23 protein-coding genes and 1 pseudogene are annotated in these 26,546 nt (G+C 70.4%); 10 read left to right on the forward strand and 14 right to left on the reverse strand.

The window, feature by feature from the left end; genetic code table 11:
- Positions 1 to 28: 28 nt before the first annotated feature.
- Positions 29 to 925 carry a type II CAAX endopeptidase family protein gene (locus ABZ459_RS18485; protein ID WP_357971459.1) on the reverse strand — a complete coding sequence of 299 codons (897 nt, stop codon included), beginning with the start codon at positions 923 to 925 and terminating at the stop codon, positions 29 to 31.
- A gap of 582 nt (positions 926 to 1,507) precedes the next feature.
- Here ABZ459_RS18485 and ABZ459_RS18490 point away from each other — a divergent pair.
- Together ABZ459_RS18490 and ABZ459_RS18495 are read left to right on the forward strand one after the other, a co-directional pair.
- On the forward strand, positions 1,508 to 1,792 hold the full coding sequence (locus ABZ459_RS18490) for a hypothetical protein (RefSeq protein ID WP_357971460.1): 285 nt from the start codon (positions 1,508 to 1,510) through the stop codon (positions 1,790 to 1,792).
- Between the two features lie 86 nt (positions 1,793 to 1,878).
- Positions 1,879 to 2,181 carry a hypothetical protein gene (locus ABZ459_RS18495; protein WP_357971461.1) on the forward strand — a complete coding sequence of 101 codons (303 nt, stop codon included), beginning with the start codon at positions 1,879 to 1,881 and terminating at the stop codon, positions 2,179 to 2,181.
- 23 nt (positions 2,182 to 2,204) lie between these two features.
- Here ABZ459_RS18495 and ABZ459_RS18500 read toward each other — a convergent pair whose 3' ends face one another.
- The 3 genes from ABZ459_RS18500 to ABZ459_RS18510 all read right to left on the reverse strand — a co-directional run bounded on the left by ABZ459_RS18500 (position 2,205) and on the right by ABZ459_RS18510 (position 3,920).
- Positions 2,205 to 2,333: a hypothetical protein gene (locus ABZ459_RS18500; RefSeq protein WP_357971462.1), complete on the reverse strand. Its 129-nt coding sequence runs from the start codon at positions 2,331 to 2,333 to the stop codon at positions 2,205 to 2,207.
- A 202-nt stretch (positions 2,334 to 2,535) separates the two neighbouring features.
- Positions 2,536 to 3,162: a LysE family translocator gene (locus ABZ459_RS18505; RefSeq protein WP_357971463.1), complete on the reverse strand. Its 627-nt coding sequence runs from the start codon at positions 3,160 to 3,162 to the stop codon at positions 2,536 to 2,538.
- A 347-nt stretch (positions 3,163 to 3,509) separates the two neighbouring features.
- On the reverse strand, positions 3,510 to 3,920 hold the full coding sequence (locus ABZ459_RS18510; protein WP_357971464.1) for a nuclear transport factor 2 family protein: 411 nt from the start codon (positions 3,918 to 3,920) through the stop codon (positions 3,510 to 3,512).
- A gap of 54 nt (positions 3,921 to 3,974) precedes the next feature.
- Between ABZ459_RS18510 and ABZ459_RS18515 the strand changes: the two genes are divergently transcribed.
- On the forward strand, positions 3,975 to 4,544 hold the full coding sequence (locus ABZ459_RS18515) for a TetR family transcriptional regulator (protein WP_357971465.1): 570 nt from the start codon (positions 3,975 to 3,977) through the stop codon (positions 4,542 to 4,544).
- A gap of 568 nt (positions 4,545 to 5,112) precedes the next feature.
- Here the strand turns inward: ABZ459_RS18515 and ABZ459_RS18520 are convergent.
- A complete protein-coding gene (locus ABZ459_RS18520) occupies positions 5,113 to 5,916 on the reverse strand; it encodes an SDR family oxidoreductase (RefSeq protein WP_357971466.1) in 804 nt (267 codons plus the stop codon).
- Between the two features lie 168 nt (positions 5,917 to 6,084).
- Between ABZ459_RS18520 and ABZ459_RS18525 the strand changes: the two genes are divergently transcribed.
- Complete coding sequence (locus ABZ459_RS18525; protein ID WP_357971467.1) at positions 6,085 to 6,585, forward strand: helix-turn-helix domain-containing protein; 501 nt, start codon at positions 6,085 to 6,087, stop codon at positions 6,583 to 6,585.
- A 313-nt stretch (positions 6,586 to 6,898) separates the two neighbouring features.
- Here the strand turns inward: ABZ459_RS18525 and ABZ459_RS18530 are convergent, their stop codons facing one another.
- A complete protein-coding gene (locus ABZ459_RS18530; protein ID WP_357971468.1) occupies positions 6,899 to 8,125 on the reverse strand; it encodes a right-handed parallel beta-helix repeat-containing protein in 1,227 nt (408 codons plus the stop codon).
- Between the two features lie 478 nt (positions 8,126 to 8,603).
- On the opposite strand from ABZ459_RS18530, the gene ABZ459_RS18535 reads away from it, so the two are divergent.
- Positions 8,604 to 8,954 (forward strand): hypothetical protein, encoded by a 351-nt coding sequence (locus tag ABZ459_RS18535; RefSeq protein ID WP_357971469.1) that lies wholly within the window; start codon positions 8,604 to 8,606, stop codon positions 8,952 to 8,954.
- A 743-nt stretch (positions 8,955 to 9,697) separates the two neighbouring features.
- Here ABZ459_RS18535 and ABZ459_RS18540 read toward each other — a convergent pair.
- Complete coding sequence (locus ABZ459_RS18540; protein ID WP_357971470.1) at positions 9,698 to 12,394, reverse strand: LuxR C-terminal-related transcriptional regulator; 2,697 nt, start codon at positions 12,392 to 12,394, stop codon at positions 9,698 to 9,700.
- Between the two features lie 63 nt (positions 12,395 to 12,457).
- On the opposite strand from ABZ459_RS18540, the gene ABZ459_RS18545 reads away from it, so the two are divergent.
- The 4 genes from ABZ459_RS18545 to ABZ459_RS18560 all read left to right on the forward strand — a co-directional run bounded on the left by ABZ459_RS18545 (position 12,458) and on the right by ABZ459_RS18560 (position 18,317).
- Positions 12,458 to 13,186, forward strand: a complete 729-nt coding sequence (locus tag ABZ459_RS18545) for an ABC transporter ATP-binding protein (protein ID WP_357971471.1) — start codon at positions 12,458 to 12,460, stop codon at positions 13,184 to 13,186.
- Positions 13,180 to 15,654: an ABC transporter permease gene (locus ABZ459_RS18550; RefSeq protein WP_357971472.1), complete on the forward strand. Its 2,475-nt coding sequence runs from the start codon at positions 13,180 to 13,182 to the stop codon at positions 15,652 to 15,654. Before ABZ459_RS18545 ends, ABZ459_RS18550 begins: the two co-directional genes overlap by 7 nt.
- A gap of 297 nt (positions 15,655 to 15,951) precedes the next feature.
- A complete protein-coding gene (locus ABZ459_RS18555) occupies positions 15,952 to 17,346 on the forward strand; it encodes an AMP-binding protein (protein ID WP_357971473.1) in 1,395 nt (464 codons plus the stop codon).
- Positions 17,346 to 18,317 carry a hypothetical protein gene (locus tag ABZ459_RS18560; protein WP_357971474.1) on the forward strand — a complete coding sequence of 324 codons (972 nt, stop codon included), beginning with the start codon at positions 17,346 to 17,348 and terminating at the stop codon, positions 18,315 to 18,317. Before ABZ459_RS18555 ends, ABZ459_RS18560 begins: the two co-directional genes overlap by 1 nt.
- A 6-nt stretch (positions 18,318 to 18,323) precedes the next feature.
- On the opposite strand, the gene ABZ459_RS18565 is transcribed toward ABZ459_RS18560, so the two are convergent.
- The 3 genes from ABZ459_RS18565 to ABZ459_RS18575 form a co-directional block, all read right to left on the reverse strand.
- Positions 18,324 to 21,569, reverse strand: a complete 3,246-nt coding sequence (locus ABZ459_RS18565; protein ID WP_357971475.1) for a BTAD domain-containing putative transcriptional regulator — start codon at positions 21,567 to 21,569, stop codon at positions 18,324 to 18,326.
- A gap of 419 nt (positions 21,570 to 21,988) precedes the next feature.
- The gene (locus ABZ459_RS18570) at positions 21,989 to 23,017 is read right to left on the reverse strand and encodes an aldo/keto reductase (protein WP_357971476.1); all 1,029 of its coding nucleotides are present in this window, start codon (positions 23,015 to 23,017) and stop codon (positions 21,989 to 21,991) included.
- Positions 23,014 to 23,625 (reverse strand): NAD(P)H-dependent oxidoreductase, encoded by a 612-nt coding sequence (locus tag ABZ459_RS18575; RefSeq protein WP_357971477.1) that lies wholly within the window; start codon positions 23,623 to 23,625, stop codon positions 23,014 to 23,016. The genes ABZ459_RS18570 and ABZ459_RS18575 overlap by 4 nt, the downstream gene beginning before the upstream one ends.
- 104 nt (positions 23,626 to 23,729) lie before the next feature.
- On the opposite strand from ABZ459_RS18575, the gene ABZ459_RS18580 reads away from it, so the two are divergent.
- Positions 23,730 to 24,389, forward strand: coding sequence for a TetR/AcrR family transcriptional regulator (locus tag ABZ459_RS18580; protein ID WP_357971478.1), 660 nt, complete (start codon positions 23,730 to 23,732; stop codon positions 24,387 to 24,389).
- A gap of 303 nt (positions 24,390 to 24,692) precedes the next feature.
- On the opposite strand, the gene ABZ459_RS18585 is transcribed toward ABZ459_RS18580, so the two are convergent.
- The 4 genes and pseudogenes from ABZ459_RS18585 to ABZ459_RS18600 all read right to left on the reverse strand — a co-directional run.
- Complete coding sequence (locus ABZ459_RS18585) at positions 24,693 to 25,502, reverse strand: carbon-nitrogen hydrolase family protein (RefSeq protein ID WP_357971479.1); 810 nt, start codon at positions 25,500 to 25,502, stop codon at positions 24,693 to 24,695.
- On the reverse strand, positions 25,499 to 25,645 hold the full coding sequence (locus ABZ459_RS18590) for a hypothetical protein (protein ID WP_357971480.1): 147 nt from the start codon (positions 25,643 to 25,645) through the stop codon (positions 25,499 to 25,501). The genes ABZ459_RS18585 and ABZ459_RS18590 overlap by 4 nt, the downstream gene beginning before the upstream one ends.
- Positions 25,646 to 25,764: 119 nt before the next feature.
- Positions 25,765 to 26,031: a hypothetical protein gene (locus ABZ459_RS18595; protein WP_357971481.1), complete on the reverse strand. Its 267-nt coding sequence runs from the start codon at positions 26,029 to 26,031 to the stop codon at positions 25,765 to 25,767.
- A pseudogene (locus ABZ459_RS18600) lies at positions 25,959 to 26,339 on the reverse strand (hypothetical protein); the annotation flags it as partial. The pseudogene ABZ459_RS18600 and the gene ABZ459_RS18595, both read right to left, overlap by 73 nt.
- Positions 26,340 to 26,546: the final 207 nt, after the last annotated feature.

Below are 26,546 nucleotides of genomic sequence, written 5' to 3' on the forward strand. Positions count from 1 at the left end.
GCGCCCGCGCCGGCCGGTCTCCTTGCGGTCAGGCGGAGAGCTTGGCGCGGTGCGGCCGAGGCTGGATCCGACCGGCGCGGGCGGCCCGCCGCAGCAGGAGAATCGTGGGCACCATGCAGACCAGCAGCGCGAAAAGGCTGGCCTCGGGGCCGAAGACGCCGCCGGTCAGCGCGGTCGGGCCGGACAGCGTGACGTTCAGCAGGCCCTCGGGCGGCACGGCCGATCCGGAGACCGTGACACCGAAGATCCCGGCTTGGGCGAAGTTCCAGGCGAAGTGCAGGCCGATGGGCAGCCACAGCGAGCGGGTGGCGACGTAGGCGGCGGCCAGCATGGCTCCGCCCGTCAAGGCGATCGCGAACGCGCCCCACAGGGTGGCGTTGCCGTTGACCAGGTGCATCGCGCCGAACAGCAGCATGGATACGACCAGGGCGATCACCGTGCCGGTACGTTCCTCCATGATGCGGAACACCACCCCGCGAAACAGCAGTTCTTCGGCCACGGCGACGCTCGCCATCAACCCCGCGGCGCCGAGGAAGCCGCCGAAGGACCCCCAGGACAGCTCCTGCCAGCCACCGAACGCCGCGATCAGCACCATCAACCCGATGAACAGGCCCGACCCGAGCAACATCCCGCGCCACAGCTGGGACCATCGCCCCGTCTTCCCGAGTTCGGGGATGTCCGGACGGAGCTCGACGGCCCGGCACAACCAGCGGTAGCAGGTGACGGCGATGACGGCCAGGCCGACCCCCACCGGCAGGGCGAGGATGGGTATGGGCGAGACGAGTTGGTTGATCCCGGTCATCACCGACATCACACCGAACAACGCGACCAGCAGGACGGGGAACCGGAACCTGCGCAACCGGCCACGGCCCGTGGCCGAACCGGTGTGCGAAGGGGTGGTTCTCGGATGCTCCGGGGACGCCACGATCGCGATCCTTTCGATCAAGTGGCCGCGGTGTCTTCCGCGGCTTAAAAGAGGTTAGGGATCGGAGCCAGGCATGCCATCCCCCTGGAACGGACACAGCGGTAGCTCTCAAGAGGGACCAGGAACCGTCCCGGTTTCTGTCCCCACGCGTCGCCGGCCCGCACACCGGCAGCGACCGGATGCAGGCCGCTGAACATCGTCCGGGCCGGAGCTGCTTGATCACGCGCCGACGGAGTACGGCGTCCCGCGCCGGGAACTTCAGCAACCCCGGCCGCCCCGCATGGTTGAGAACGGCACAGCCCGCCACGGACGCCATCGGCGGCCTGATCCCCATGGGAATCCGCGCCACAGGCCGCTTCCTGCCGCTTGACCTGCGCGGACGGAATTATCGGCCGGCGGCATCGCGGGCCACGCCGGGCTGATGTTCAGCACGCCTGACGGCGGCACGACCCTGACCGCTTCGCTGAACTACATGAGCGGACCTGGGAGAAGCACACACGAACCGGTGACAGATGCCTCTGGGCAACCCCTGACCGGGCTGCCTAGTTTCTTGAACGGAACCGTCTCCGTGAAGGGAGCATCGTGCGTCCGCTCAAATGTTCTGTCATCGCCGCCGCAGTGCTCGCGGCGCCCCTCTTCGCGACCCCCGCCGCCCACGCCGAAGGCTCCTACGAGTGCTTCTTCGGCAGCATCACCCCTGGTCAGTACGGCTACCACCTCTCCGGCAACCCGTGCGACGGCACCGGATACGCCGACGTCGTGATCACGATACGGTCCGGCTCGGCCGCCGGAACCCACCGCTGCGCCACCGCCTTCTCCTGGAACGGCTTCCTCGGCGCCGACGGCTGCAGGAAGGAACCCGGGTGAAGCCCCCGCCGCACGCCAACGGCTCCTCGGGCGTGGGCCCTGGGCAGCTTCGTCCGCCCACCCTCAAGACTCCGAAGGGAAACATCATGCGCCCCGTCCGAACGCTCGTCCTCGCCCTCGTCGCGGCAGCGCTCCTGCCCGCGACGCCGGCCGCCGCCCAGGAGCGTGTGTACGACTGCGCCCAGGGCTTCTGGTCGCTCAACCCCTACCGCGGAGGAATCGACATCCTCGCCGGCCCCTGCACGAGATCGGCGTCGGGCACGGAACCGGCCTACATCACGCTCCGGTCCGGAGTGCCCTCGCCTCCCGAGACGTTCCTGTGCCCGACGGCCGGCTATGTCAACGGCACCGTGGTCGCGTCGCAGTGCGCCCACGTGCCGCCAGCCTGACACCGAAAGCCCATTGAACGGGGTCAGCCCTGCGCCGGCTGGAGGTGGGCCCGCTCGTGGACGAGGGTGGCGAGGACGGCGCCGGTCCACATGGCGGCGGCGGTGGCGTCTCCGGCGGCTTCGACGACGCGGGCGAAGAGGGTGAGGACCACCAGTGAGCCGCCCCGGGCCAGACGACCGCCGCCGCAACCAGGAGCTTCAGGTGTTGTTCTACCGTGCCGCCGTCAGGAGCGAGGCGAGTCCGATCGACCCAGTGAAAGCGGCTTCGACGGCCTCCTCGGTCGTGGTGCTCAGCTGGTTGATCTCCAGTACGCGTTCGATCTGGTCGACGAGGCGGAGCGAGGGTCTCGAACCCTAGCGTTGGGCCGCGAGAGTGATGCCCAGGCCGATGAACATGGTCCCGGTCGCGGCGTCGAGCCGGCGGCGCACCGCCTGCCGACCGCGCAGCCAGCCACCGATCCGCCCTGCCAGCACGCCGACCGTCGCGTCGGCCAGGAACTCCAAAATGATCAGCACCGCGCCCAGGATTGTGAACTGCAGCCAGACAGGCCCTGCCCCGGGATCGATGAACTGGGGCAGGAAAGCGACCATGAACGCGAACGTCTGCGGGTTGGCCGCAGAGGACACCACGCCGTTGAGGAAGGCTCGCCTGCCGCTCATCCCGGCGGCCGAATCGGCGGCTTGCCCCTTCCTGAGGTTGCGGAACATCTGCACGCCGAGGTAGATCAGGTACGCGGCGCCGGCGAGCCGCAACACCGTGAACACGACGGGAAACGCCGTCAACAACATGGAGAGGCCGGCTGCGGCTGCGGCGATGTACAACGCGTCACCCGTGATCACGCCGAGCGTGGCGAGCAGCCCGGCTCGGGCGCCGCCCCGCATGCCGCATCCCATGACGAACAGCATGTCGGGGCCAGGGGTGATCAGAGCAACGATGGTGGTCGCCGTGAACACGGCGAGCAGGTGCGAATCAATCGGCATTTGAACTATTTTTCCATTCATCGAGGCGCACTTAGGGACCAAACCGTTCAGGAAACATGGGAGACCTTGACGGCGCGCCCGAGGTTCCAAATCACCTGCTGTCTGTGCGGCAGGCTCATTCCTCCGAAATCCCCAGATGAACGGCACCATTGCGTGCGGCTGTGCTGTGAAGATTTTGGTCCTGGGGTCCTCGTGACGGGGGCCCCACGAACGCGGGCGTGCAACGGACACCACGGGCTCCTGGTCGCCGAGTAGTGCAGACAATGCCTCGGCTACCAGGAGCCCGCTCTTGTCGGCGTGATCAGCGAGAACGACAGCGACCATCCGGCGCCGAACCTCGGCGCGGTTCACGCGTCATGGGACTCCAGCACCTTCATGAGCGGGAGCGGGTTGATGTAGTCCCGGTAGGACACCACCTGCCCGTCGCGGACCCGGAACACGGCGATGACCCGCTGGGTGAACGGCGCTCCTGTGCCAGTGACCGTGCCGTGCGCGGTGTATTCGACGATGACCACCTCGGGGTCGACGGTCTCGTGCATTACCAGGTCGACATATTCGTCGAAGCTGATCAGCGAGCCCTTCGCGGATACGAACGCGGCGATCTCCGCCCGGCCGCACAGCTTGGCCGGCATGCCTTCCAGCCGGTACGGCCACTCGATCACGGCGTCGGGAGCCATGAGGTCGAGGAATCGTTCATGGTCTCCCGACCTGCCCGCCTGGAGGATGTCCGCCACGACTTTCGTTGTACGCATGTTCATTGAACGAGCGTATAGCGAAAGAGGCGATTGGGTCAACGCCCGTATAATGAGCCGGTGAGTGAGTCGTCCAAGCCCAGCCGTACGCGGGCGCAGCAGCGCCTCGACACGCAGCAGCGCATCCTCGCCGCGGCCCGGCATGCCTTCGCCGAACTGGGTTACGAACACACCACCATTCGCGCCGTCGCCGCCGCGGCCGGGGTCAACGCCGGCCTGGTGATGCACTACTTCGGCTCCAAGGAACAGCTCTTCACGCAGGCCGTCCAGGTCGAAACCCACGAACTGCCGCCCGGCGAGCCCGCCGAGGCGCTGCTGTCGATGCTGCGCAGACGCCTCGACGACGAACCGGCGGCGTCGCTGGCGCTGTTGCGTTCCGTACTCACCCACGCCGGCGCCAGTGACGACTTCCGCGACAGCGGGCGTGCCTGGCTGTCCCAGGTCGGCGAGGCCATCCCGCACCGGAACGCGGACCTGCGGGCGGCCCTGATCACGGCCATCATCACCGGCGTGGTCATCGACCGTCACCTTCTCAAGCTGAGCGCGCTCGCCGACGCCTCCGCCGACGACATCATCGAGCTCCTGCGTCCCTGCTTCGAAAGCCTGGCGGGCGAGCACACCAACCCTTGATCGGCGCGCTCGCCATCCGCGCGCAAGGTCATCGCGAGGCTGCGGATCGATGAACTGCGGGAGGAAGGCGATGGTGAAGGTGACCGCCTCAGGGTTCAGCAGATCGGTCAGCAGACCGCTGGTGAACGCGCGCCACCGGCACCGCCTGGAGTGGCGCTCCTCAGGATGGCGGCTCGATCACCGATCCGCGTAATTTCGCCGGCAGCTCGGCGGCCACTAATTTCCTGGGGGCGACCTTGGCGACGGCCCCGTTGATGCGGACCCGTCCCTTCAAGGAGCGGCTGCTCCCGATCGGCGTGCCGGCACCGGGATCGGTGACCTTCCGGGACCGGCTCCCGCGCGGCCTGAAGCCCCGGCCGCGCTGCGCGTCCCGCGTGGGCCGATCCCCGCGCTCCGACAACCCGCGCGAGCCGGTCTTCTCAGGCTCCGCGACAGCCACGTCGCGTCCAACGCAGGACATCGCCGACTGGCACGGCACCGCACGACGCGCCGGGCAGCGCCATATCCGTGCCGCCGGCGAGTTGCGTCGCCAGGCGGCCTTCCACTCGACGATCCGGCGAGCCTGAGCTCAGTCGACGATCGCGCCGCCGGTCAGATTGGCGATCGTCCCGGTCATGGCCCCCGCTCGATCCGAAGCCAGGAACGCGGCCGTCTCCGCGATCTCGGAGAGCGTCGGAAGCCTCTTGAGCAGCGTCCCCTGCGCCATCGCCCCGCCTTCGAGCATCTCCTGGACCGACTGCCCGGCCGCTGCCGCGGTCTGCTCGAAGAGCTCCTTGGTGTAGGAACCGGCTGCCGGCGCGTCGACGACAGCGTGGGGACGGATGCCGATGACCCGGACGTTCCCGGGCGCCAGCTCCGCGGCCAGAACCCGGGAGAACGCCTCCTTGCCGGCCGCACTCACGGCGTGCCCCAGGATGCCGCCCACGGCCAGCTTGGCACCCGGCTCCGACAGCGTCAGGATCACACCGGGACGCTCACCACCCATGTGCCGGGCCACAGCCTTGCTGGTGATGAACAGCGTCCGCAAGAAGCCGTCGATCGGCCGCATGAACTCCTCCAGCGACAGATCCGCCAGCGAAGTCCCCTGGTCGTGCTGGACACTCACGGCGTTGACGGCGATGTCGAGGCCGCCGGCCGCCGCCGCGACCGCGTCGGCGTGCTTCTCGACCGCCTCCTGGTCGAGCACGTCGACCTGGGCGGTCTCCACCTTTCCGCCCGCGGCGGCGATGTCACGCGCCACGGCGTCGAGCTTCGCCGGTGTCCGTCCGGCGATGAAGACCCTCGCGCCCTCCCGGGCGAAGACCCGTGCGATGGCGCCGCCGATGGCGCCGCCGCCTCCGTAGATCACAGCGTTCTTGTCCTTGAGCAGCAATCCGCTCATCGGTGACCTCCACATGATTGTTCTTCCGGACGGACAGGCAGGCTCCCCGGTCGCGGCCGGGCCGCCGTCCGGCACACGAGAGCTCACTTGCGTGATGCAAGCGAGGCTAGTGGGGTAGCCTTGCATGACGCAAGTGCTCCTCGGAGAGGTGTGGTCGCCATGCTGGGCAAGACCTACGACACGCAGGTGTGCTCGGCCGCCAGGGCACTGGAGGTCATCGGCGAGCGATGGAGCCTGCTGATCGTGCGCGACGTGTTGTTCGCCGGGGCGACCCGGTTCGCCGACTTCCAGCGCCTGGGAATCGCGACCAACATCCTGGCCAAACGCCTGGACAGCCTGGTCGACGCGGGCGTCCTCGAACGCCGATCGAGCGAGGAACACCCCGACCGGAGCCGCTACGCCGCGACCCGGAAGGGACTCGACCTGGCACCCGTGATCATCGCGCTGACGCAGTGGGGCGATCGATGGGCGGCGCCCGGCGGCCCGCCCATTCTGTACCGGCACACCGGTTGCGATGGGGCGATCACCGAGCAGACCACCTGCGACACCTGCGGGGAGGTCACCGACCTCGCGCAGATCCACGTCGTCCACGGCCCCGGCTTCCCCGAGGCCCTCATGATCGCGCGGAAGAATCGCCCGGAGGCCGCCGACCTGCGATAACACTCCGCTCCCGGAGATGAGGGCTCAGCCCGCCAGGCGGGATCCCGCGCCCTGCGACGGCCACACCCCGCCCCTCGACCCCAGGACGCGATGCGGGCCGAGCCGAGCTTGTGACTGGTGCGCAGCCGGCACACCTGCGCTTCCAGTTCCGGGGCGTGCAGTCTGACACGAGGCCCCCGTCCGGTGCAGATTCGCCAACTGCACCGCAGCGGAGGCCTCTCCATTGAGAGAACCCTTGGCTGTCAACAACGCTCGTGGTCAATACAGCTACCAGGCACCGAGTCTGCCCCAGAAGCATCCTCAGTAGCTCCCATTAGTGGCAGATCAGCGGGAGTGGTTGGGGACCGCAGGGACGGCCCCGGTTGCCGCCGCCGTCGATCACTCCTGCGGGCGGCGTGATCCAGACGAAGTAGCCGGCGTTGTGCTTGCCCACGTTCCCCGTCAGGGTGATCGGGGAGCTTCCCCGACCGATGTGGATGGCGCCTCGTACGGGGTGGCCTGCCTCGTCGGTGAGCCCGCTGGGATCGCGGCCGTTTCCCTTGAACACGTTGTCGATGAACGACGACGTGGAGGAGGTGGAATTCCTGACGTAGATGCCGGCGGTGCGGTTGCCGATGAACCGGTTGCGGGCGATGGTGGCGTCCGACCGATCGCCGTACACGCCGATGGAGTTGTTCTTGAACGTGTTGTCCTCGACGAGCGTGCCCGGCGCCCAGCCGGCTCGTACCGCGATGTCGGCGTTCTTGAAGACGTTGTCGCGCAGCACGAAGTTCCAGCTGTTGTTGTCCGCGCTGATCGGGGCGTTGTCGAAGACGTTGCCGGTGACGAGGCCGGCGTTGTTCTCGTTGAAGGACAGGCCGCCCGAGATCACTCTGCTCGACGTGAGCGTCGTGTAGGTGCTGCGGGCCGAGACGCGGTGCAGAGTGCAGCCGTCGATGGTCAGGCGGACCTGGCGGGCGTCAACGGCGTCCACTTCGCATCGGCGGAGGGAGGAACCGCTGATGGAGAGCTCGGGCCAGGCGCCGCCGCGCAGCTTCACTGGACCTCCGGCGATCGTCATGTCGCGAAGGCCGACAGTGATGTGGGGTGTGAGGGCGTCGTCGCCGACGCTGGTGGCGAACCCTTCGATCCGGCCGTCGCGTATGACGGTTCCGGTCCAGGCGGTCCCCTGGGGGCTGACCTGAACGCCTGTGCCGGTGCCCGCTCCCCGGAGGGTGTGCCCGGCCAGGTCGATGGTCACGTTGTCGGCGCCGACGATCAGCGCGTCACCGGGGCACGTCAGATCCCCGGTCAGGGTGACGCTCGCCGTCACGACGCTCCCGCAGGTGACGGGGGCGTCTGCGGAAGCGGCGGAGGCCCGGCCAGGGCCGACGGTCGCGGTCAGCAGCAGGACGGAGCAGCCGGCTCGAACGAGCCACCGCGTCGTCGTGGAACGCCTGGGTCGGTGACCCGTGCGGAAGAACCGTTCACCGCGCATGTGCCCTCCATCGCCGATCGACGAAATGCCTGCGCCCTCCTTTCGCTGGAATGGCGCGGTCATTACCGATGTGGCCGCAACAGGACACACCTGACGGCAGCTGCCCGCATCGCCCCGTACGACGGCGACCTGGTGCACGTCGACGTCAAGAAATTCGGTGCCATCCCCGACGGCGGCGGACACCACATCACCGACCGGCAGACCGCACACCACCACCGCCCTGGACGACGAGAGGCACTGACCTTCGTGTTCCTGCTCAGGCCGAACTGGATGACGATCGTGAGACCGGCGGGACGAACGGGCTCTGAGCACCCCCCGGCGGGTGGGGGCTCGGTGTCGCCGATTTGTCTGGGTAGCGGATGGGGTTCCAGACAATCTCCCGGACGCCCACGCTAAGCGGCGTACGCCGGTAGGCCATGGTCGCGCCTGGCGCCTGAGTACCCCGGAGCGAGGGAGACCGCTTCACGGATCCTCAACACGACCTCAACAAGGCCCGGCCTAGCTTCACTCCTACAGCGGATTCACAAGCGAAGGAGATGACATGAAGGCCATCGCAAAGTTCGGCACCGCAGTCGCGGCGGGTACGTTCGCCCTGGTGCTCGCGGGCGGGACGGCGCAAGCGGCAACCCAGACCCTGACCCCCGCGGCGACTTCCAGCGCCGCCGGGGCCATGAGCACGCCGCCGACCCCCAACATCAAGTGGTTGTGCAACAAGCCGATCGTGAGGAAGTTCATCCCCCAGTGCAGCAGAGGCAGGGGCTGGACCCCGGAGGGGCTCAGGAAGGCGCGATGCGTGCTGGGGCACGGGCCCTACATGGGCTGGACGGGCATGCCGAAGCTCACATGGTGGCTGCACAAGTGCTACGAGAAAGACGAGTGGAAGAAGTGGTGACCCCGGGATCCCAGCCGCACATCGCCCAGGTCCCGCCTTCGGCCGTGTAGACCCAGGAGCTGTTCAGGGTTCGGATCATGTGGTTGGGACGAGGAGCCTCAGCCACATGATCGAGCTTCGGAGGCGAAGTCCGGCCTTCCGGTTCCTGAGACGGCGCCTGAGCAGGTCAGCGCGGTGAGAGCTGCGAGGGCCAATCCGGCCCCACGCCGGGCACTGCCATCCACGGGGACGGCAGGAGGCGCGCATGCGGGTTCTGATCATCGGAGTCGGCACGCGTGGGGACGTGGCGCCGTACACGGGGCTGGGGATGCGGTTACGCGAGGCCACGCACGGGCCGTACGCGGAGCCGGTGACCGATGCAGACATCCATCGGATCATGACGCCGGGCACATCGTTGGCCTGGCACAGCCATCTGGTCTGGTGGTCCAGGCGCTGGTCGGGTTGGAGGTGAGGCCCGGCAGGTGTATGAGTCCACGCTGGACCTACCCGAACGCAACGGGGCGTCCGCCGATCCCGGACGAACTGCGTGAGCTGGTCATCCGGCCGGTCAGAGAGAACCCACGATGGGGGCACCGGAACGCTCGTATGGGCCCACGAAGGCCATGCTCCCCGCACGCGGCCTGGAATTCCCGTACCTACGGCGAGCCGCCACCCCGTTGATCACCGGGGGGATCGAGTGGCGAGCCGAGACAGACCGAGTACGCAGAAGGGGGCGCCACCGCTGATTTCTGCGTGCAGCCCGCTCAGGTCAGGTCGAGCCCGGCGAGTTGGGCTCTGCTGGTCACGTTGAGCTTGGGAAAGGCTCGGTAGAGGTGATAGCTGACGGTCTTGGGGCTGAGGAAGAGCTGGGCGCCGATTTCCTTGTTGGTCCGCCCTGCCGCGGCCAGGCGCACGATCTGCAGTTCCTGGGGTGACAGGGCCGGCAGGCCGTCGCCGGCACCGACGGCGAGAGTGGTGTCGCCGGCGGCGCGGAGCTCGTTTCGGGCGCGTTCGGCCCATGGGCGGGCGTCGAGGCGTTGGAAGATCTCGAGCGCGGCACGGAGCTGGACGCGGGCGGCTCTCTTGTTTCGTTCCCTGCGCAGGCGCTCGCCGTACAGGAGCGCGGTGCGTGCCGACTCCCAGGGGCGCCCGCCGTGGGAGTGCAGCCGTACGGCAGTGTGGAAGAGACTCTCCGCACGGTCGCTGTCGGGTTCCAGCAGAGCCCGGCAACGGTGCAGGACGGCTTGCGCCCACGCCAGCCCGGAGGCCTGCGCCCAGGCCTCGTAGCGGCGCAGCGGCTCATCGGCCGGCAAGCCGAGGTGGGCGGCGGCTTCGATCTGGTCGGGGGCGAAGTGGACGGCCTGGTACTGATGGCGTACGGGACCGGCCATTGCCGCATCGAGCCGGTCCAGCGCCTCGGCGAGCCGGCCCTGCCCCAGGTCGAGCAGAGCCTGAGCCCACTGCGCCCAGGCCAGGCCGTTGACGATGCCGTTGGCGTCGTACTGCTCCAGGGAGCCGCCGGCCAGCTCGGTGCATCGGCCGACGTCGCCGCGGGCGGCGGCGATCCAGGCGAGCATGCCCTGCATGCAACCGGCCCGGCTGTGCCGTCCCGTCTCAGTGGTCAGGTGCAGCCCTTCGCTTGCGGTGGCGATGGCGTCGGTGAATCTGCCGAGGAAGATCTCGCTGGTGGCCAGCGTGATGTGGAGCACCGCGAGCTTGCTGATCTCGCCGGCCGTCCGGCATTCGTCGGCGGCGGCGCGGGCGATCTCCCACGCGGTCTGGAAGTCGCCGGTCTGGAGCGCGAAGTAGGCGGCGTTGATGCGGCGCGAGTGCATGCCCGGGGTGATCCGGCTGCTGTTGGCCACCAGCTCCCGCATGACGGGCAGCGCGGTGGCGGGCCCGTCGGTCAGCAGCATCGCCGTGCTGAGGGCGGTCTGTCGGGCCAGGTCGAGATCGTCCTGCGGGCGCAGGTCCAGCCTGCTCAGCCGGGTGGCGGCTGCCACGATGCCGTCCGCGTCGCCGAGACGGTGCGCGTTGCGTGCCGCCTCGACCAGCATCAGTCCTGCGGCGGCACGGTCGTCGTCGGCCACGTCGGCGGCGCCGTTGAGCAGCAGTTCGTGCGCGAGACGCGGTGCGCCCTGGCCGAAGGCGATCCTGGCCCGCAGCGTGGGAAGGGTGGCACGGGCCGACGCGTCCGGCACCAGGCCGGTGGCGGCATCGAGGAGCTGTTGGGCCCGGTGCAGCTGTCCCTCCTCGGTGGCGTCCACGGCGGCTGCGAGCAGCCGCCGTCCCTTGAGTTCCGGATCCTCGCTCAGCTCGGCTGCCCGCTCGAACGCGGCGCAGGCGCTGACGTTCGCGCCTCGCTCTCTGGCCCGGTGAGCTGTCTCCTCCAGGGCTCGTGCCACGCTCTCGTCCAGGCCCGTCGCGGCGGCCGCCAGATGCCAGGCACGCCGGTCCGGATCATCGACCAGCAGGCGAGCCAGGACCGCGTGTACCTCCAGGCGCTGATCGTACGTGCTGAGCTGGAAGGCCGCGGCGCGCATGAGCGGGTGTCGGAATGCCGCCTGCCGGCCGGCGATCCTGATCAGGCCGGCGAGTTCGGCCGCTCCCAGAGCCGCGGGCTCGATGCCGAGTCCGGCACAGACGTTGGTGATCCTGTCCAGGTCGCCGTCGTCGACCAGGGCGGTGACCAGCAATGCGGTCTGAGCGGGCCGCGGCAGCCGGCCGATGCGGTCGGCATAGGCCAAGCGCAGCCGTTCCGGCAGTGGCAACGGGCTGTGGTCATAGGCCGGCACGTCGGCGGTGCGCGGCAGCTCGCGCAGGGCGAGCGGGTTTCCAGCGCTCTCCTGGAGAATCCGCCGGCGCGCCGGTCCGGCCAGTTCCGGGGCTACGTCGGCGAGCACCTGGGCGGCGCTCTGGTCGTCCAGGCCGGCCAGTCGCCGTTCCGGCAGGCCCGCCGGGTCGAAGCCGTCGCGCGCACCGAACACGATCACGACTCCTTCCGCGTGCAGGCGGTGTGCGGCGAAGCACAACGCGCGCGCGGAAGCCTCGTCCAGCCAGTGGGCGTCGTCGACCAGGCACAGCAGCGGCCGGTCCTCGGCCAGCTCCGCCAGCAGCGACAAGACGGCGACGCCCACGTGAAAGCGGTCGTCGGTCCTGGTGGGCGCCAGCCCCAGCGCGCCCGCGAGCGCCACCGCCTGGGGCTCGGGCAACGCGTCCAGGCAGTCGAGCCGGCCGCGCAGGAGCAGGTGGAGGGAGGCGTACGGCAGGTCGGCCTCGGTCTCGATACCCAGACCGCGCAACACGGTCATGTCGTGCGCGCGTTCCCCGGCGTAGGACAGGAGCGAGGTCTTGCCGATCCCCGGCTCGCCCTTGAACACCAGAACGCCGGAACGTCCGGCGCGCGCCTGGTCGAGCAGCACGTCAATGGCCTGCTGATCAGGCTCCCGCCCCCGAAGCATGGGACGAATCCTAGTCGTTTGTCCGGTACCGCCCAGATGTCGGCGTGCCTAGTGTCGTCGTCCATGAATCCCATGCAAGCGGTCGACCTGAGCTCGGTCACCAAACACCACGCCCACGGCGTGACGGCGCTCGACGACGTGTCGATCGTGTTCGGCGCCGGTACGTTCACCGCCGTCATGGGGCCTTCGGGGTCCGGTAAGTCGACGTTGCTGCAGTGCGCCGCCGGGCTGGACCGGCCGACCTCCGGTCGAGTGGTCGTCGACGGGCGGGACCTGGCCACGCTCGGCGACAGGAAGCTGACGCTGCTGCGGCGCGATCGGATCGGGTTCGTCTTCCAGTCCTTCAACCTGCTGCCCTCGCTCACCGCCGCCCAGAACGTCGCGCTGCCGCTGCGCCTGGCCGGCCGCCGGCCCGACACCCGACAGGTACGGCAGAGCCTGGCCTCCGTAGGCCTGGCCGAGCGCATGCATCACCGGCCCGCCGAGATGTCCGGCGGCCAGCAGCAGCGCGTCGCCATCGCCCGCGCTCTGATCACCAGGCCGGCCGTACTGTTCGCCGACGAGCCCACCGGCGCTCTGGACACCGGCACCAGCCGCGAGGTGCTGCGGCTGATGCGGGACCTGGTCGACAGGCAGGCTCAGACGATCATCATGGTCACTCACGATCCCGTGGCCGCGTCCTACGCCGACCGCGTGGTGTTCCTGGCCGACGGCCGGGTGTTCGGCGAACTGCGGGATCCGAGCGCCGAGCAGGTCGCGACCAAGATGTTGCAGTTGGAGGCGTCATGCTGAGCATCGCCTGGTCCACCCTGCGTACCCGATCGTTGTCCTTCGTCGGCACCTTTCTCGCCCTGGCGCTCGGCGCGGCCCTGATGGCCGCGCTCGGCCAGGTGCTGGCCTCCAGCCTGTCCTCGCCGGACCGCGTGCCGCAGCGGTACGCCGCCGCCCCCGTCGTGGTGGCGCCCGATGAGCGGCTTACCCTCAGCAGCCCGTACGGCGAGAGCAGCGCGCCGCTGGCCCAGCCACGCGGCCTGGCGCCCGAACTGGCCGACCGGCTGCCCGGGGCCGTGATCGACCGGATCTTCCCCGCGCAGCTCGTGGAAGGGCCGTCCGCCGTGGGCCGTCCCTGGTCCGCCGCCCGTACGGCGCCACAGCGGTTGGTGGCCGGCAGGGCGCCCGCCGGGGAGGGCGAGATCGTCGTCACCGCCGGGGCCCGTGCCGGTCAGCGCGTCCGGGTGGTGACCACCGCGGGGACCAGGACGTACCAGGTGGTGGGGCTGGCCTCGGCGACTTCACAGCCCACGGTGTTCTTCGCCGACGAGCACGCCGCCCGGCTGTCGCCGCGCATCGACGCGCTCGCCCTCTGGCGTCCCGTCGCGGAAGTGCGCGCCGCGCTGGGCCAGGCGGCCGTGCCCCGTTCGGCTCAGCAGGACACACCGCAGGTCTCCAGCCGGGCGATGGTCCTGACCGGTCAGGATCGGGCGCTGCTCGATCCGACCCGCGAAGCGGACGAGCAGGCACGGAACAACGCCAACACGATCATCGGCATCGCCGCCGGTTTCGCCGGATTCATCGCCATCTTCGTGGTCTCCTCCACCTTCGCCTTCGCGGTCGGTCAACGGCAGCGGGAGTTCGCCCTGCTCCGTACCATCGGTGCGACCAGCGGCCAGGTCAGACGCATGGTGTACGGCGAGGCGCTCCTGATCGCGGTCGCCGCCTCCGTGCTCGGCGCGGTGCTCGGCCCGCTGGGTGCCCAGCCGATCCTGCACTGGCTGATCTCGCTCGGGATGGCGCCCGCTTGGCTCACGCCGTCCACCTCGCCCGTTCCGTCCTTCGTGGCCTTCGCCGTCGGGCTGCTGGTCGCCGTGCTCGGCGTGGTCGCCGCCGCCTGGCGCGCCGCCCGGGTACGGCCGGCGGAGGCACTGCGCACTGCTGCGGTGGAGCCGAAGGCCATGACGATCGGACGCTGGGTCGCCGGAGGCGGCCTGCTGGCCACCGCGGTCGTCAGCATGACCGTCAACGCCGTCAGCGACCCGGACGGTGCGACCAACAACAAGACGTTCATGCCCGTCGTCATGCTGCTCATCGCCGCTGTCGGGCTGCTCGCCCCGGTCTTCGTCCGCCCGGTCACTGCGCTGCTGGCCGCTCCTCTCGGCCGCTTTCGTGGTGCGGGCGCGCTGGTGGTCGCGGCATGGGCGGGCGCCTCGGCGCGGCGTACCGCCGCCGTCGCCGCACCGGTCATGGTCACCGTGGCCCTGGCCGCGACCCTGCTCGGAGCCACCGCGATGACCGACGCCACGAAGGCGGCGATGCAGACCACTCCCGTCCGCGCCGACTATGTAGTGGTGCCCACCGGCGCGGTCGGGCTCGACCGGCAACTCCTCGACCGCCTGCGTGACGTGTCCGGCGCCGATGTCGCCACCGTCACCTCGACCAGCCTCTACACACTGGAGGGGGCGGGCACGCAGCTCGTCAGGCGGGCCGCCGAGGCCGTGAACCCAGCCGCACTCACCAGCACCCTGTCGGTCCCCGTCACCGCAGGATCGCTCGCGAAGCTGGAGGACGACACGATCGCCGTCTCACCCACCTGGGAGCTGAACCTGGGGCAGCGCGTGAGGATGTGGCGGGCCGACGGCAGCCAGGCCACCCTGACAGTCGTCGCGCTGCTCGGCGCCGGCTCACCCGCCGACGCCTACCTCGCCTCGGCCCACGCCCTGTCCGCCCCGCCGTCGGTCGCGTACGTGAAACTGCGCCCCGGCGCCTCCGCCACCGAGGTCCGGCAGGCACTGCAACGGGCCACCGACGGGCACAACGCTCGTGCCCTGACCAAAGCCGCCTGGGCCACCGCCACCAACGACCGTCAGACCTCCGCCAGCCGCCTCGGCCTGTTGGTGGTGCTCGGCATCATGCTGAGCTACACCGTGATCGCCCTGGTCAACACGCTGCTGATGGCGGCCCCGGACCGAGTCGGCGAACACGCCGCCCTGCGCCTGCTCGGTGCGGGCAAGGCTCAGGTGCTGAGGTACGTCATGGCCGAGGCGCTGCTGGTGGTGGCAGTGGGCGTGGTCCTGGCCGCCGTCGCGACCGGGCTCGGACTGCTCGGGCTGTACGCTGCGCTGGCGCAACTCTCCGGGCCCGTGGCCATCGACGTCCCCTGGCAACCGGTCACCGGGCTGATCGGCCTCTGCAGTGTCCTCGCGGTGCTGACGGCCGTACTGCCCGCGACGCGGACCAGGACAGTGGCGACTCCCCGAGGCTGAGCCGCTGCGGCGCGGAACGCGGCACCGGGACGGGGCCCGCCACCAGCTGTTTGTAATGACTTTGTAGCGGCTGTGTAGGGGGTCTCTGGCAGCGGCTCCCAGTCTTGATCGCAGAGGGCGCGATCGGTGCGCCCCCTGAGGAACTGGGAGTTCGTCATGGTCAAGACCGCCCGTCGTTACGCGAAGTACGCCGTCAGCACCCTGTCCAGCGCCATCTTCGGGCTGCAGGTCTGACGAACAGCGAGTGATCCCCCGGGAGCCCGCTCCCGGGGGACACCACGACGGGAGGAAAGCGGCGTGTTCGGCACCGCGGTACGCCAGCTCGGCTACGCCTGGTCGATGATGTCGGGGCGCAGGTTCCGGCTGCGGGACGTCTACACGCTGGTCGACGACATGCGCGAGACGCTGGAGACGTTCGGCTCGCCCGGCGAGGGCGCCGACGACCTGATCGCGGGCAACGACCCCGAGCTCCAGGAGGACCTCACCCGGCGGCGGCTGCGGCGCACGGTGGCCCACGCGGCGGCGGAGAGCCCTTACTACCGGCGGTGGTTCGCGGAGCACGGCGTGGACCCGGCCTCGATCACCCCGCAGACCCTGTCCTCGATCGCCCCCACCTCCAAGGCCGACCTGCGCGGCAGGCCGGCGGCGTTCGTCTCCGACCTGGCCAAGCCATCCGTGCTCGCGCACACGACGGGCACGACGGGCACGCCCACGCTCGTGTGGTTCTCCGCCTACGAGATCGAGCTGCTGTCGTGCCTGTCGGCGCTCTCGCTCATGATGTCCGGGAACGTGCGCACGGACGACGTGTGGGCCAACGCGAGCAGCTCGCGGTCCGTTGCGCAGATCCTCACCGAACGGGCCGTCACCCGTACCGGGGCCGTGTTCGCCCACCTGGGCACCATCGACCCGGCCGCCACGCTCGACCGGCTGGCCACTCCGCTGCACGTGCCGGGCAAGCGCGCGCAGATGTCTCACCTCAACGTGCCGGCCTCCCACCTCGCGGCGCTCGTCCAGGAGGCCGAGCGGGGCGGCTGGCGGGCCGCCGACTTCGCGCTGACCACCATCTGGTCCGGCGGCGAGGTCCTCACCGACGCGCTGCGGGAGCGGGCGGAGCACGCGTTCGGGGCCGAGGTCCGCGACGGGTACGGCATGACCGAGATCGCCCCGGTGTCCGGCCGCGTCTGCCCCGACGGTCATCTGCACCTGTCCGCCGACCAGGGCCTGGTCGAGATACTCGACCCCGAGACCCTGGCCCCCGCCGCTCCCGGCGAGGTCGGCACGATCGTCGTGACGCCGTACTCCACGTTTCGCGACACCACGCTCCTGCTCAGGTACGTCACCGGCGACCTCGTCCAGGTTCTGGCCGAGGCCCCGACGTGCGCCCTCGCCGCCCTGCCCGCCACCTCGCGGGTGCTCGGCCGCCGGTCGCCCGGCGGGCTGACCACGCGTGACGTGCTGGACCTGCTGCAGGCCGAGCACGCGCTGCCGCTGCCCACCCGCTACGCCCTGGAGGGCACGATCCTGTACGTCGTCGCGGGCAAGGCCGAGCAGGGCCTGCTCGGCCGGCTGGAGGAGCGCGCCCACGGGCTGCCCCTGACCGGCATCGTTCTGGTCGAGACCGCCGAGGACCTGCCCACGCCCTGCCGGCTGCGCACGGACCTGCTGGAGATCAGCTTCGAGCGAGGACTGTGATGACCCCGTACGTGCTCGCCCTGTACGCCCTCGTCGCTCTGGCCGTCGCGCTCACCGCCGCGTACCTGCGCCGTTACGTCATGCCCAGACCGCCGGTCGGCCGGATGGTGGGCGCGGACATCGCGGTCATGGTGGTGACGCTGGTCGTGATGCCGTTCGCGTACCTGCATCTGCCCACGGGCGTCGTCGTGTCGATCTTCGGGCTCGTGGTCCTGACGTTGACCCAGCTCACCCTCGCCCCCGTGCTGGGCGGCCGGGGGGGCATGATCGCCGCCCTGCTCCTGTGCGCCGCCGACGTCACCGCCTTCGCGCTGGGATGGCCGGCCGCGCTCCTGGTGATCAACGACGCCCTGCTGATCCTGCTCGTCGTCGGCGTGGTGAACATGTGGGTGCAGGCGGCGATCACGCCCGCGCAGGTGGCCGCCCTGGCCGCCGCCCTCACCCTGTACGACACGCTGGCCACCGGGCTGACGTCGCTCACCGCCGACTTCGTCCAGCGGATGCAGGGGCTGCCGTTCGCGCCCGTGCTGGCCTCCTCCTACGGCGACGATCCCGCCCTCATCGGGCTCGGCGACTGCCTGATGTTGTCGATCTGGCCGGTGGTGGCGCTGCGGGCGTACGGGAAGGCGGCCGCGTGGTGCGCCGCCGGCCTGGAGGCCGTCCTGCTGGCTCTGTCCATCGCCTTCGTCCTGTCCCATGGCCGGCTGCTGCCGCTGCTGACCGTGCTCGGGCCGCTGATCGTCGTGCAGTGGCTGTACTGGCGGCGGCGGCAGGCCCGCCGGACGCCCGCCCCGGCCCGGCCGGAGGTGAACCGGGCGCTGGAGGTGGCCGACGCGCCCGCCGGGATGTGGGCCGCCCTGTCGCCCGAGGGCGTGCTGGTCGCCGAGGGCGCCACACCGGGGCTGGCGCGCAAGGAGGCCAGGCTGGCGGGAACGCAGGACGTGCCGGTCGTGTGGCGGCTCGGCGAATAGCGTCGGTCAGGGCGTCAGGAACGCGGCCACCTCCCGTCCCTCCGCCGCGTCGCCGAACAGGGCGAGGGAGCCGCGCCACGCCGCCACCGCCTCCTCGTGCCGCCCCAGCAGGGCGTAGGCCCGGCCCAGCTCCCTGAGAATGCGGGCTCGCCACACCGAAGGCCCGTCGCCGCCGAGCCGTTCCAGCGCGGTCCGCAGGTCTGCCACCGCCCGGTGGGGCTCGCCCTGGCGCAGGTGCACGACGCCGAGCGTGTGCCCGGCCAGCGCCTCGCCGAGGGTGTCGCCGCTCACCACGAACAGCCGCAGGCTCGCCGCCAGTGTCTCGGTCGCCTCGTCGAAGCGGCCCAGCGCACCCAGTGCCTCCCCCAGCCGGCGCAGCGCCTTGCTCGTCTCAGCGCGATCGCCGAGCGCCTGCGCCGTCAGCAGGCCCTCCCGGTAGCGGACGACGGCCTCCGCCGTCTCGCCCCGCTGGTGGAGGGCGGTGCCGAGGCCGCGCAGCAGGTTGCCGCGGATGGCGTAGTCGTCCTTCTCGGTCACCTCCAGCCGCGCCCTGGCGATCTCCACGGCCCGCCCGTGCTCACCGCGCTCGACGTGGATCCAGACAGGCCAGGTCCACGCGTACGCCAGCCCGGCGGCGTCGCCGTGAGCCGCCATCAGGTCGAGGCAGGCGTACGCGTCGGCCAGCGCCTCGTCCAAATGGCCGATGCCGTGCCGCGCGGCGGCCCTGACGATCAGCGCGTACGCCGCTCCATGCCTGTCGCCGGCGCGGCCGAACTCCGCCAGAAGCACGCCGCACATGGCCTCGGCCGACGGGAACCGACCCCATTCGATCTCCACCGTGGCCAGCAGCAGCCGGGCCCGCAGCGCGGCGCGCCCATCGCCCAGCCCGATCACGATCCGCTGGACCCGCTCGGCGTCGGCCAGGAACCGATCCATGATCAAATAGCTGGTGAGGTGGTGCCCCAGCTCGGCCGCCACGTCGTTCAGGCCCAGCTCGGCGGCGGTGCTGAGGGCAAGCATCAGCGTACGCCGCTCGGCCGCCAGCCACATCTCGCTCACCCGTACGTCGGGCGCCGGCCCCTCCTCCGGCTCGCGCTCGTACGGCGGGGCCAGCAGGATCGGCAGGCGGCGCGTGGCGGCCCGGGTACGCCGCAGGCATTCCAGGACGTGCCAGGTGAGCGCCGCACGCCGCCCCTCGGGGGTCTCCTCCGCCTGCGCCCGTTCCCGCGCGTACACCCGCAGCAGGTCGTGCAGCCGGTAGCGGGGCTGTCCGGCCCCGTCCACCTCGGTCGAGGTGAGCATGCCCCGCGCGACCAAGGTCTCCAGCGCCGCATCCGCCTCCAGCGCGAGCTTGTCCGCGTCCGCCTCCGGCGCGGCCGCCCCCGGCTCGTGCGCATCGGCCTCCGGCGCGGCCGCCCCCGGCTTGTCCGCATCCCCGTTCGAGCCAGGCGGTCCGGCGGGCGCCGCGTCCGTTTCCGTGGCGGGTCGTCTGAGGAGGGCCGCGACCGACCACTCCGCCACGCTGTCCAGCCCGGCCAGGCCCAGCAGCCGGAACGCGCGCCTGGCCGGATCCGGCAGCGCCGCGTAGCTCGGCTCGAACGTCGCGCGCACGTCCAGCCCGCCGACGACCAGCTCGTCCAGGCCCCGTCCGGCCAGCCGGGTGGCGAACTCGCTGACCGGCCAGACCGGCCGGGTGGCCAGGCGGGCTCCCGCGACCCGGATGGCCAGCGGCAACCGGCCGCAGGAACGCAGGATCTGCTCGGCCGCGCCCGGCGCCGAACCGATGCGGTCCGGACCCGCCACGCGTTCCAGCAGGAGCCTGGCGTCCTTCTCGTCAGGGAGGTCGAGCGTGAGCCGTACGGCACCTTCCAGGGCGGGCAGCGGAGAGCGGGAGGTCACCAGGACGGCGCCGCGTGCGGTGCCCGGCAGCAGATGGCGGAGCTGGTCCTCCTCGACGGCGTCGTCCAGCACGAGGAGCACCGCCCAGTCGGCCAGCCGCTGACGCAGCAGTGCCGCGCGTTCCTCGACCGGGACGGGGATGAGCGCGCCGTCGAGGCCGAGCGAGCGCAGCAGCACGTCCAGCAGCTCGCCGGGCTCCCGGGGACCGCGCGCGTCCCGTCCGAGCCGGACGAAGAGCTGCCCGTCGGGATAGTCGGCTCGTAACAGGTGCGCCAGTCGTACGGCGAGCGTGGTCTTGCCCACCCCGGGCAGACCGGACACGACCACGATGGGCGGACCGAGCCGATCCGCGCCCGCCCGCAGCAGCCCCAGCAGCTCGGCTATCTCTCCCGCACGCCCGACGAAGTCCGCGGTATCGCCGGGTAACTGGCACAGCCCCCGGAACGCCATCGGCCGCGCGCCCGCTTCGACGTCCGCGGAAGGCGGCATGCCGTGCCGGTCGGCGTCTGCGGGCGGCGGCGAATGACGACCGCCCTCTCCTGTCGGTGGCGGCGAGTGGCGCCCGGCCTCTCCGGCCGGTGGCGAGTGATGATCGGTCTCGCCGGGGAGCAGCGGCGAACGGCGATCGGCGTCGCCGGAGAGCAGCGCGGCGTGCAGGCGGCGCAGTTCCGGGCCCGGCTCGATGCCCAGCTCGGCCACCAGCAGCTCACGCGCCTCGCGGAAGGCGTCGAGGGCCTCGTCCCGCCGCCCGCTGCGGTGCAGGGCGACCACGAGCTGCTCTCGTAACCGCTCACGCAGCGGGTGGGCGGCGACGAGGGTACGCAGTTCGGCGGCGAGCCCGTCGTGGCCGAGCGCGAGCCGTACGTCGATCCACTCCGATCTGGCCACCGCCAGCTGCTCCTCCAGCTCGGTGATCCGCGGCGCCACGGCCCCGCTGAGCGGTACGTCCTCGGCCGGGGTTCCGCGCCACAACGCGACCGCGGCCGCGTACTCCCGTTCGGCCGCCACCAGGTCGCCGTTCGCCCGTGTCCTGCGCGCCCGGCGTACGCCCTCCTCGAACACCAGCAGGTCCAGACGCTCCGGCGGGACCTCGCAGGCGTACCCCGACCCCTCGGTCCCCAGCCACAGGCCGCTGCCCTCCAGGGAGCGGCGGAGCTGATGGACGTAGGTCTGGACGTTGGACAGTGCCGAGCGGGGCGGGTCGTCCCAGAGTGCGCCGATCAGGCGTTCGGTGGAAACGGTCGCGTTCGGGTGGAGCAGCAGGACCCCGATCACGGCCCGCTGCTTCCGGCTGAGACGGATCCGGCCGCCGGGACCATTGAGGCGAATGGTGCCCAGGATCGCGAAGTCCACCGGTCCTCCCTCGTGCGTGATCGGATGATCAGCTTTCCGGAAGGCAGTACACCTCTGGTGACACCCATTTGACAAACGCGGCAAAGCCGGACGATCAGCGACGGCCGGTGTCGGGTGCCATCAGCCGTGATCGGCCCAGGGGAACAATGGAACAGCGGTTGGCTCTACCCGGGAGTAACCAGTTCGAGCTGGTAGCCCGCTCAGGGTTTCGGTCGCGGGTGAGCGCAAGGCTCTGAGACCAGAATGGCGGACACTCCGACGCGGCGTCCTCCTCCCAACCGTCAAGTAGACCGATCGGTACAGGCCGCGCAGGGTCCGCGCCGGACAGCGCGGAGACCGAGGTCCCGGCCGGCGGAGGTGCCCATGGCCGCGAACGCCGGCCACCAGATGGACGGCGGCCGCGGGCCCGCGTTCTTCGCTCATGGCAGAGGTCTTCCATCGAGCCTGGCCGAGGCCTCGCCGAACACCGCCTGGCCGGCCTGGGCGAGGAAGTCGCCGGGAAAGCCCAGGGTGAAGTCGGTGGCCGCCTCCAGGCGTCGTACGGCGTGGTCGGGCAGGGTGAGGTCCAGGGCGCCGAGGGTCTCTTGGAGTTGCGCCGCGTTCCTGGCGCCCAGGATCGGGTGCACGGCGGACGATCGCGCCCGGGTCCAGGCGATGGCCACCTGCGCGGAGGTGGCGCCGAGTTCGTCGGCGACCTCCCGTACGGCCTGGGCGACGGCGTGCTCGCGGGCTCCGAGGGAGCGCGGGCTGACCCGCGTGCCGGCTTGCGGCCCACCGGCGGAGGTGAACTTGCCCGACAGGACGCCGTGGGCAAGCGGTCCCCAGGCGGCGACCGTCAGGTCGAGCGTCTGGGCCATGGGCAGCAACTCGCGTTCGATGTCCCGGTTGAGCAGGCTGTAAGGAGCCTGCAGGGCCGCGAACGGGGTCCAGCCGCGCCACTCGGCCAGGGTGTTGGCCTGCGCGATGACCCACGCCGGCGCGTCGGACATGCCGATATGGAGGATCTTCCCGGCGCGGACGGCGTCGTCCAGCGCCCGCATGGTCTCCTGGATCGGGGTGTGCCGGTCCCACAGATTGACCCAGTACAGGTCGAGATAGTCGGTACGCAGCTGGCGCAGGCTGGCTTCCAGGGACAGGGTGAGGTTCTTGCGGTGACTGCCCGCGGCGTTGGGATCACTGCCGTCGCGTGCGACGGTGTACTTGCTGGCCAGCACGAACCTGTCACGGCGGCCGGTCAGCAGTTCGCCGAGGATGCTCTCGCTACGCCCGCCCGAGTAGAAGTTCGCGGTGTCGATGAGGTTGCCGCCGGCCTCGCCGTACAGGTCCACGATGCGGCGGGCCTCCTGGGGCGAGGCGCCGATCTCTTCCTCGCCGAAGGTCATCGCGCCGAGGAAGACCTCCGAGACCCGCAGTCCGGTACGGCCCAGCAGCCGGTATCGCATGCTCATGCGCTCACCGCCTGACCGGTTTCCTGGCGCAGCGGCTGCAGCGCCCGGGACCAGGCGATGACCTCGTCGAGCAACTCGTTCAGGGCCGGCTCCTGGTGCGGGCCGGGGGCGAGGGTGCCGGGCTCGGCCGGGTCGGTGATCTCGAAGTCGGTGAAGGCCGACAGCGCGACCTGGGTGCGCACGTTGGCGACCTGGAGTTCGGTCATGACGTGCCGCAGGTGCTCCACGGCGCGCACGCCGCCGTGGACGCCGTGGCTGACGAACCCGGCGGCCTTGTTGTTCCACTCGGCGAACAGGAAGTCGATGGCGTTCTTCAGCGCGGCCGGGGCCGAGTGGTTGTACTCGGGGGTGACGAACACGAACCCGTCGAAGGAGGCGATGGTCTCGGCCCACCGGTTGGTGTGCGGGTGACGGTAGTCGCCGAACAGGGCGGGCAGCGGCTCGTCCAGTACCGACAGGCCGTATTCGGCCAGGTCGACGACCTCGAAGGCGGCCTGGCCCGCCATGACGGCGGGGTGATGGGCGGCGACTTCGGCGACCCAGCGGGCCGCTACGGCGGTCCGGCGCCGCGGACGGGTGCTGCCGACGACAATGGCGATCCTGATCATGCGTGGCTCTCCTCACAAGGTGCCGCCCGGGTGCGACACGAGGTAAAGTACAACGTGTATGGCAAAAATTACAACGCTCCTTGCAAATTGCTGGAAGGCCCCATATGACCACGGAAGACAGCACGACACCCCGCCCTCGCCGAGGGCCGACCGGCAAACGGCAGGCGATCCTGGACGGCGCCCTGACGGTGTTCGCCCGCGACGGATACACCCGCGCCAGCGTGGACGCGATCTCGTCCGAGGCAGGAGTGTCCACCCGGACCATCTACAACCACTTCACCGACAAGGCCGAACTGTTCCGCGTCGTGATCCAGGAAAGCGCCGAACAGGCCGCCGACATCCAGATCGCGATCATCGACCGCCACCTGCGCAAGGTCACCGACGTGGAGACCGACCTCATCGACTTCGGACGGGACTGGGTGACACCGAGGCCCGACAGCGCCGCCCACTTCTCCCTGGTCAGACAGATCAACGCCGAAGCGGACCACATCCCCAAGGAAGCCATCGACGCCTGGCAGGAGACCGGACCACGGCGGGTCCGCCGCGAACTGGCCGCCCACCTGCGGCGGTTGGCGAACCAAGGGATGCTCCGCATCGACGACCCCGACCGCGCGGCGCTACACCTGCTCCTGCTGGTCTCAGCCGGGTTGCCGGCGCATCACACCACCCTGTCCGCCGAGAAGATCACCGAGACGGTCACCGCGGGCGTCCACGCCTTCCTGTACGGTCACCTGCACCACAGCGGCACGCCCGGACACGAGTGACACCTGACTCGAATGGCGCGAAGACGGTGTGCAGCCGCTGACGCGAGCCGAAGAGGGCCTCTTGAGCAGAACTCGAGCCGAATCTCGCGGCAGAGCTGGACGCCGACGCTGAGAGGGCGGGATCGGGGTCCTCTGGCTGCCGACCTCAGGCTCCACGTCCCGAGGCTTGGCATGTACTTCGCTCCCGGTACTGGCATCAGCGCCCAGCAGCGCCTTGGCCTGCCGCCGGATGCGGTTGCCGTGCCGGTCGAACTGCAGCGTGGCGACCCGGTCGGCGGCCTCGCGACTCCCGCACTGGGGATATCAAAACCGTCCGAATGCATGCCCTGTTGGCCTGTTCTGGTAGCGAAGGTGGACGACGTCGCGCCTCCGCTGGCCGAGATACCAGTCGGCGGCCTCGTCCGTGTCGATGGTCGCCCGCAGCATGCCCTTGCCGGTGGCGGGCACCTCGGCGAGGCTCTCTCCGCGAGGGGAGATGATCATGCTGGGGCAGTGCTGGTGAGGATCGGCGACATTGGCCGCGAAGACAAACCGCTGGTTCTCTGCGGCCCGGCTGATCAGGTGGCTTCGCCAAACTCCAGCCGGCTCGGCGAGGTTGGCGGCGTGGGTGAGGTAGATGAAAGCCTGTGCTCCTGCGTCGGCCAGGTACTGCCACTGTTCGGGAAAGCGGATCTCGCGGCAGAGCTGGACGCCGACGGTGAGAGGGCCGTTGGCCAGGTGAAGTTGGAGCGTGGGGAGCTCGGATCCGGCCTGCAGCAGGCCGCGCTCGTTCATCGCCAAATTGATCTTCCGATAGGTCCATCTGGTGCCGTGTGGCGAGAGGTAGAGGGCGGCGTTCCACCAGGCGCCGTGCTCGAACAGCAGCGAGCCGCAGAACAGGTGCACCGCTTTCGCACGCACCAACGTGGCGAGATCGTCGATGGCGCGGGCGAGCGTCGTGGGGTCGAGATGGCGGAGAACCGACAGGTCAGAGCCGTAACCCGACAGGGCGCCCTCGGGGAGCACAACGATCTCGTCCGGCTGGCTGTCGGCCAGGACCGCCGCGATGGTCGACAGATTCTCTGCGATGTCCCAGGTGATGGGGATCTGCGCGACCGTTATCGATGCTTTCATGAGTCCTTCCTTCGGCGGCTGACGCTGGCGGCGTAGGTCGTCCAGTCGCCGGAGGCTGGTTGCCAGGCGACGGCGACGTCGATCTGGATGCCGAGCATGCGGGCGAGTCTGTCGGAGTCGAGGTCGCCGTGCACCGCGGTCACGGGATCTTGCCCTGCGTGGCAGTGGGGCATCCGTGACGACGGCTCGTTCGGCCAGGAGTCATCCCTGGTTCGGGCTGCATGGGCCGTTTCGGCGGAGACCGCAGCCGGCGGGGGGCTTGTCAGTGCTCATCGGGAAGCGTTCCGCTTCGGCGGAGGTGCTCATGGGCGTCGTGGAAGAGGACGAGCAGGCCGACGGCCAGGGCGCAGCCGTGAGGGCGGTGTGCTCGTCCTCGCCGGATCTGCCGGCCCTGGTGGTGCAGCACCACGGCGCCGTCCAGCAGCCGGGCGACGGCAACGCTCGCCTCGGGCAGCCTCACCCCGCGTACGCCGTCGCCGAGGTCGCCGCTGAGGTCAGCCGGCTCGGGGCAGCACCAGCCCGGCGGCAACCGGCGCGTCCGGTGCTCGGCCAGGGTCTGCTCCGCTCGGGCAGAGCGTCGTCGCGCGCCTGCTCGGCTGCGCCCGACGGGCTGTCGCCTTCATCAGCGGCCCACCCGTCAGCCGTCAGGCCAGTGCCCCCTCGAAGACCGCACGGTGCTCGTAGACGAAGTGGCGTTCCCGCCTGGTCCTCCAGCGCCACGGCCTGTTTCGATGAGATGGACCAGGTCCAGGCCATGTACGCGACGTCTTCAAGGCGGCCCCCCGGAGCGGCCTGCTCGAAGTCGATGAACGCAACCGGCATTCCGTTCCGGAAGACCGCGTTGTTGGGGCCGGGAACTTCTCAGGGACGTCACCCGCGATATAGGTGAACATGTCTTTGCCGTCTACTTGGCCGAGATACTTCGGGGCGCCGACGAAGTTCTGTTGATCGAAGATTCTCAGAAGTGACGCCATGAATTCCGTCATTGTCGCCACTCCCCCACCTTGATCGTCGCACGCGGTGTCTGCCTCTCCGCCACGGCGA

The organism is Nonomuraea sp. NPDC005692 (assembly GCF_040631115.1).
Taxonomy (GTDB): Bacteria; Actinomycetota; Actinomycetes; order Streptosporangiales; family Streptosporangiaceae; genus Nonomuraea.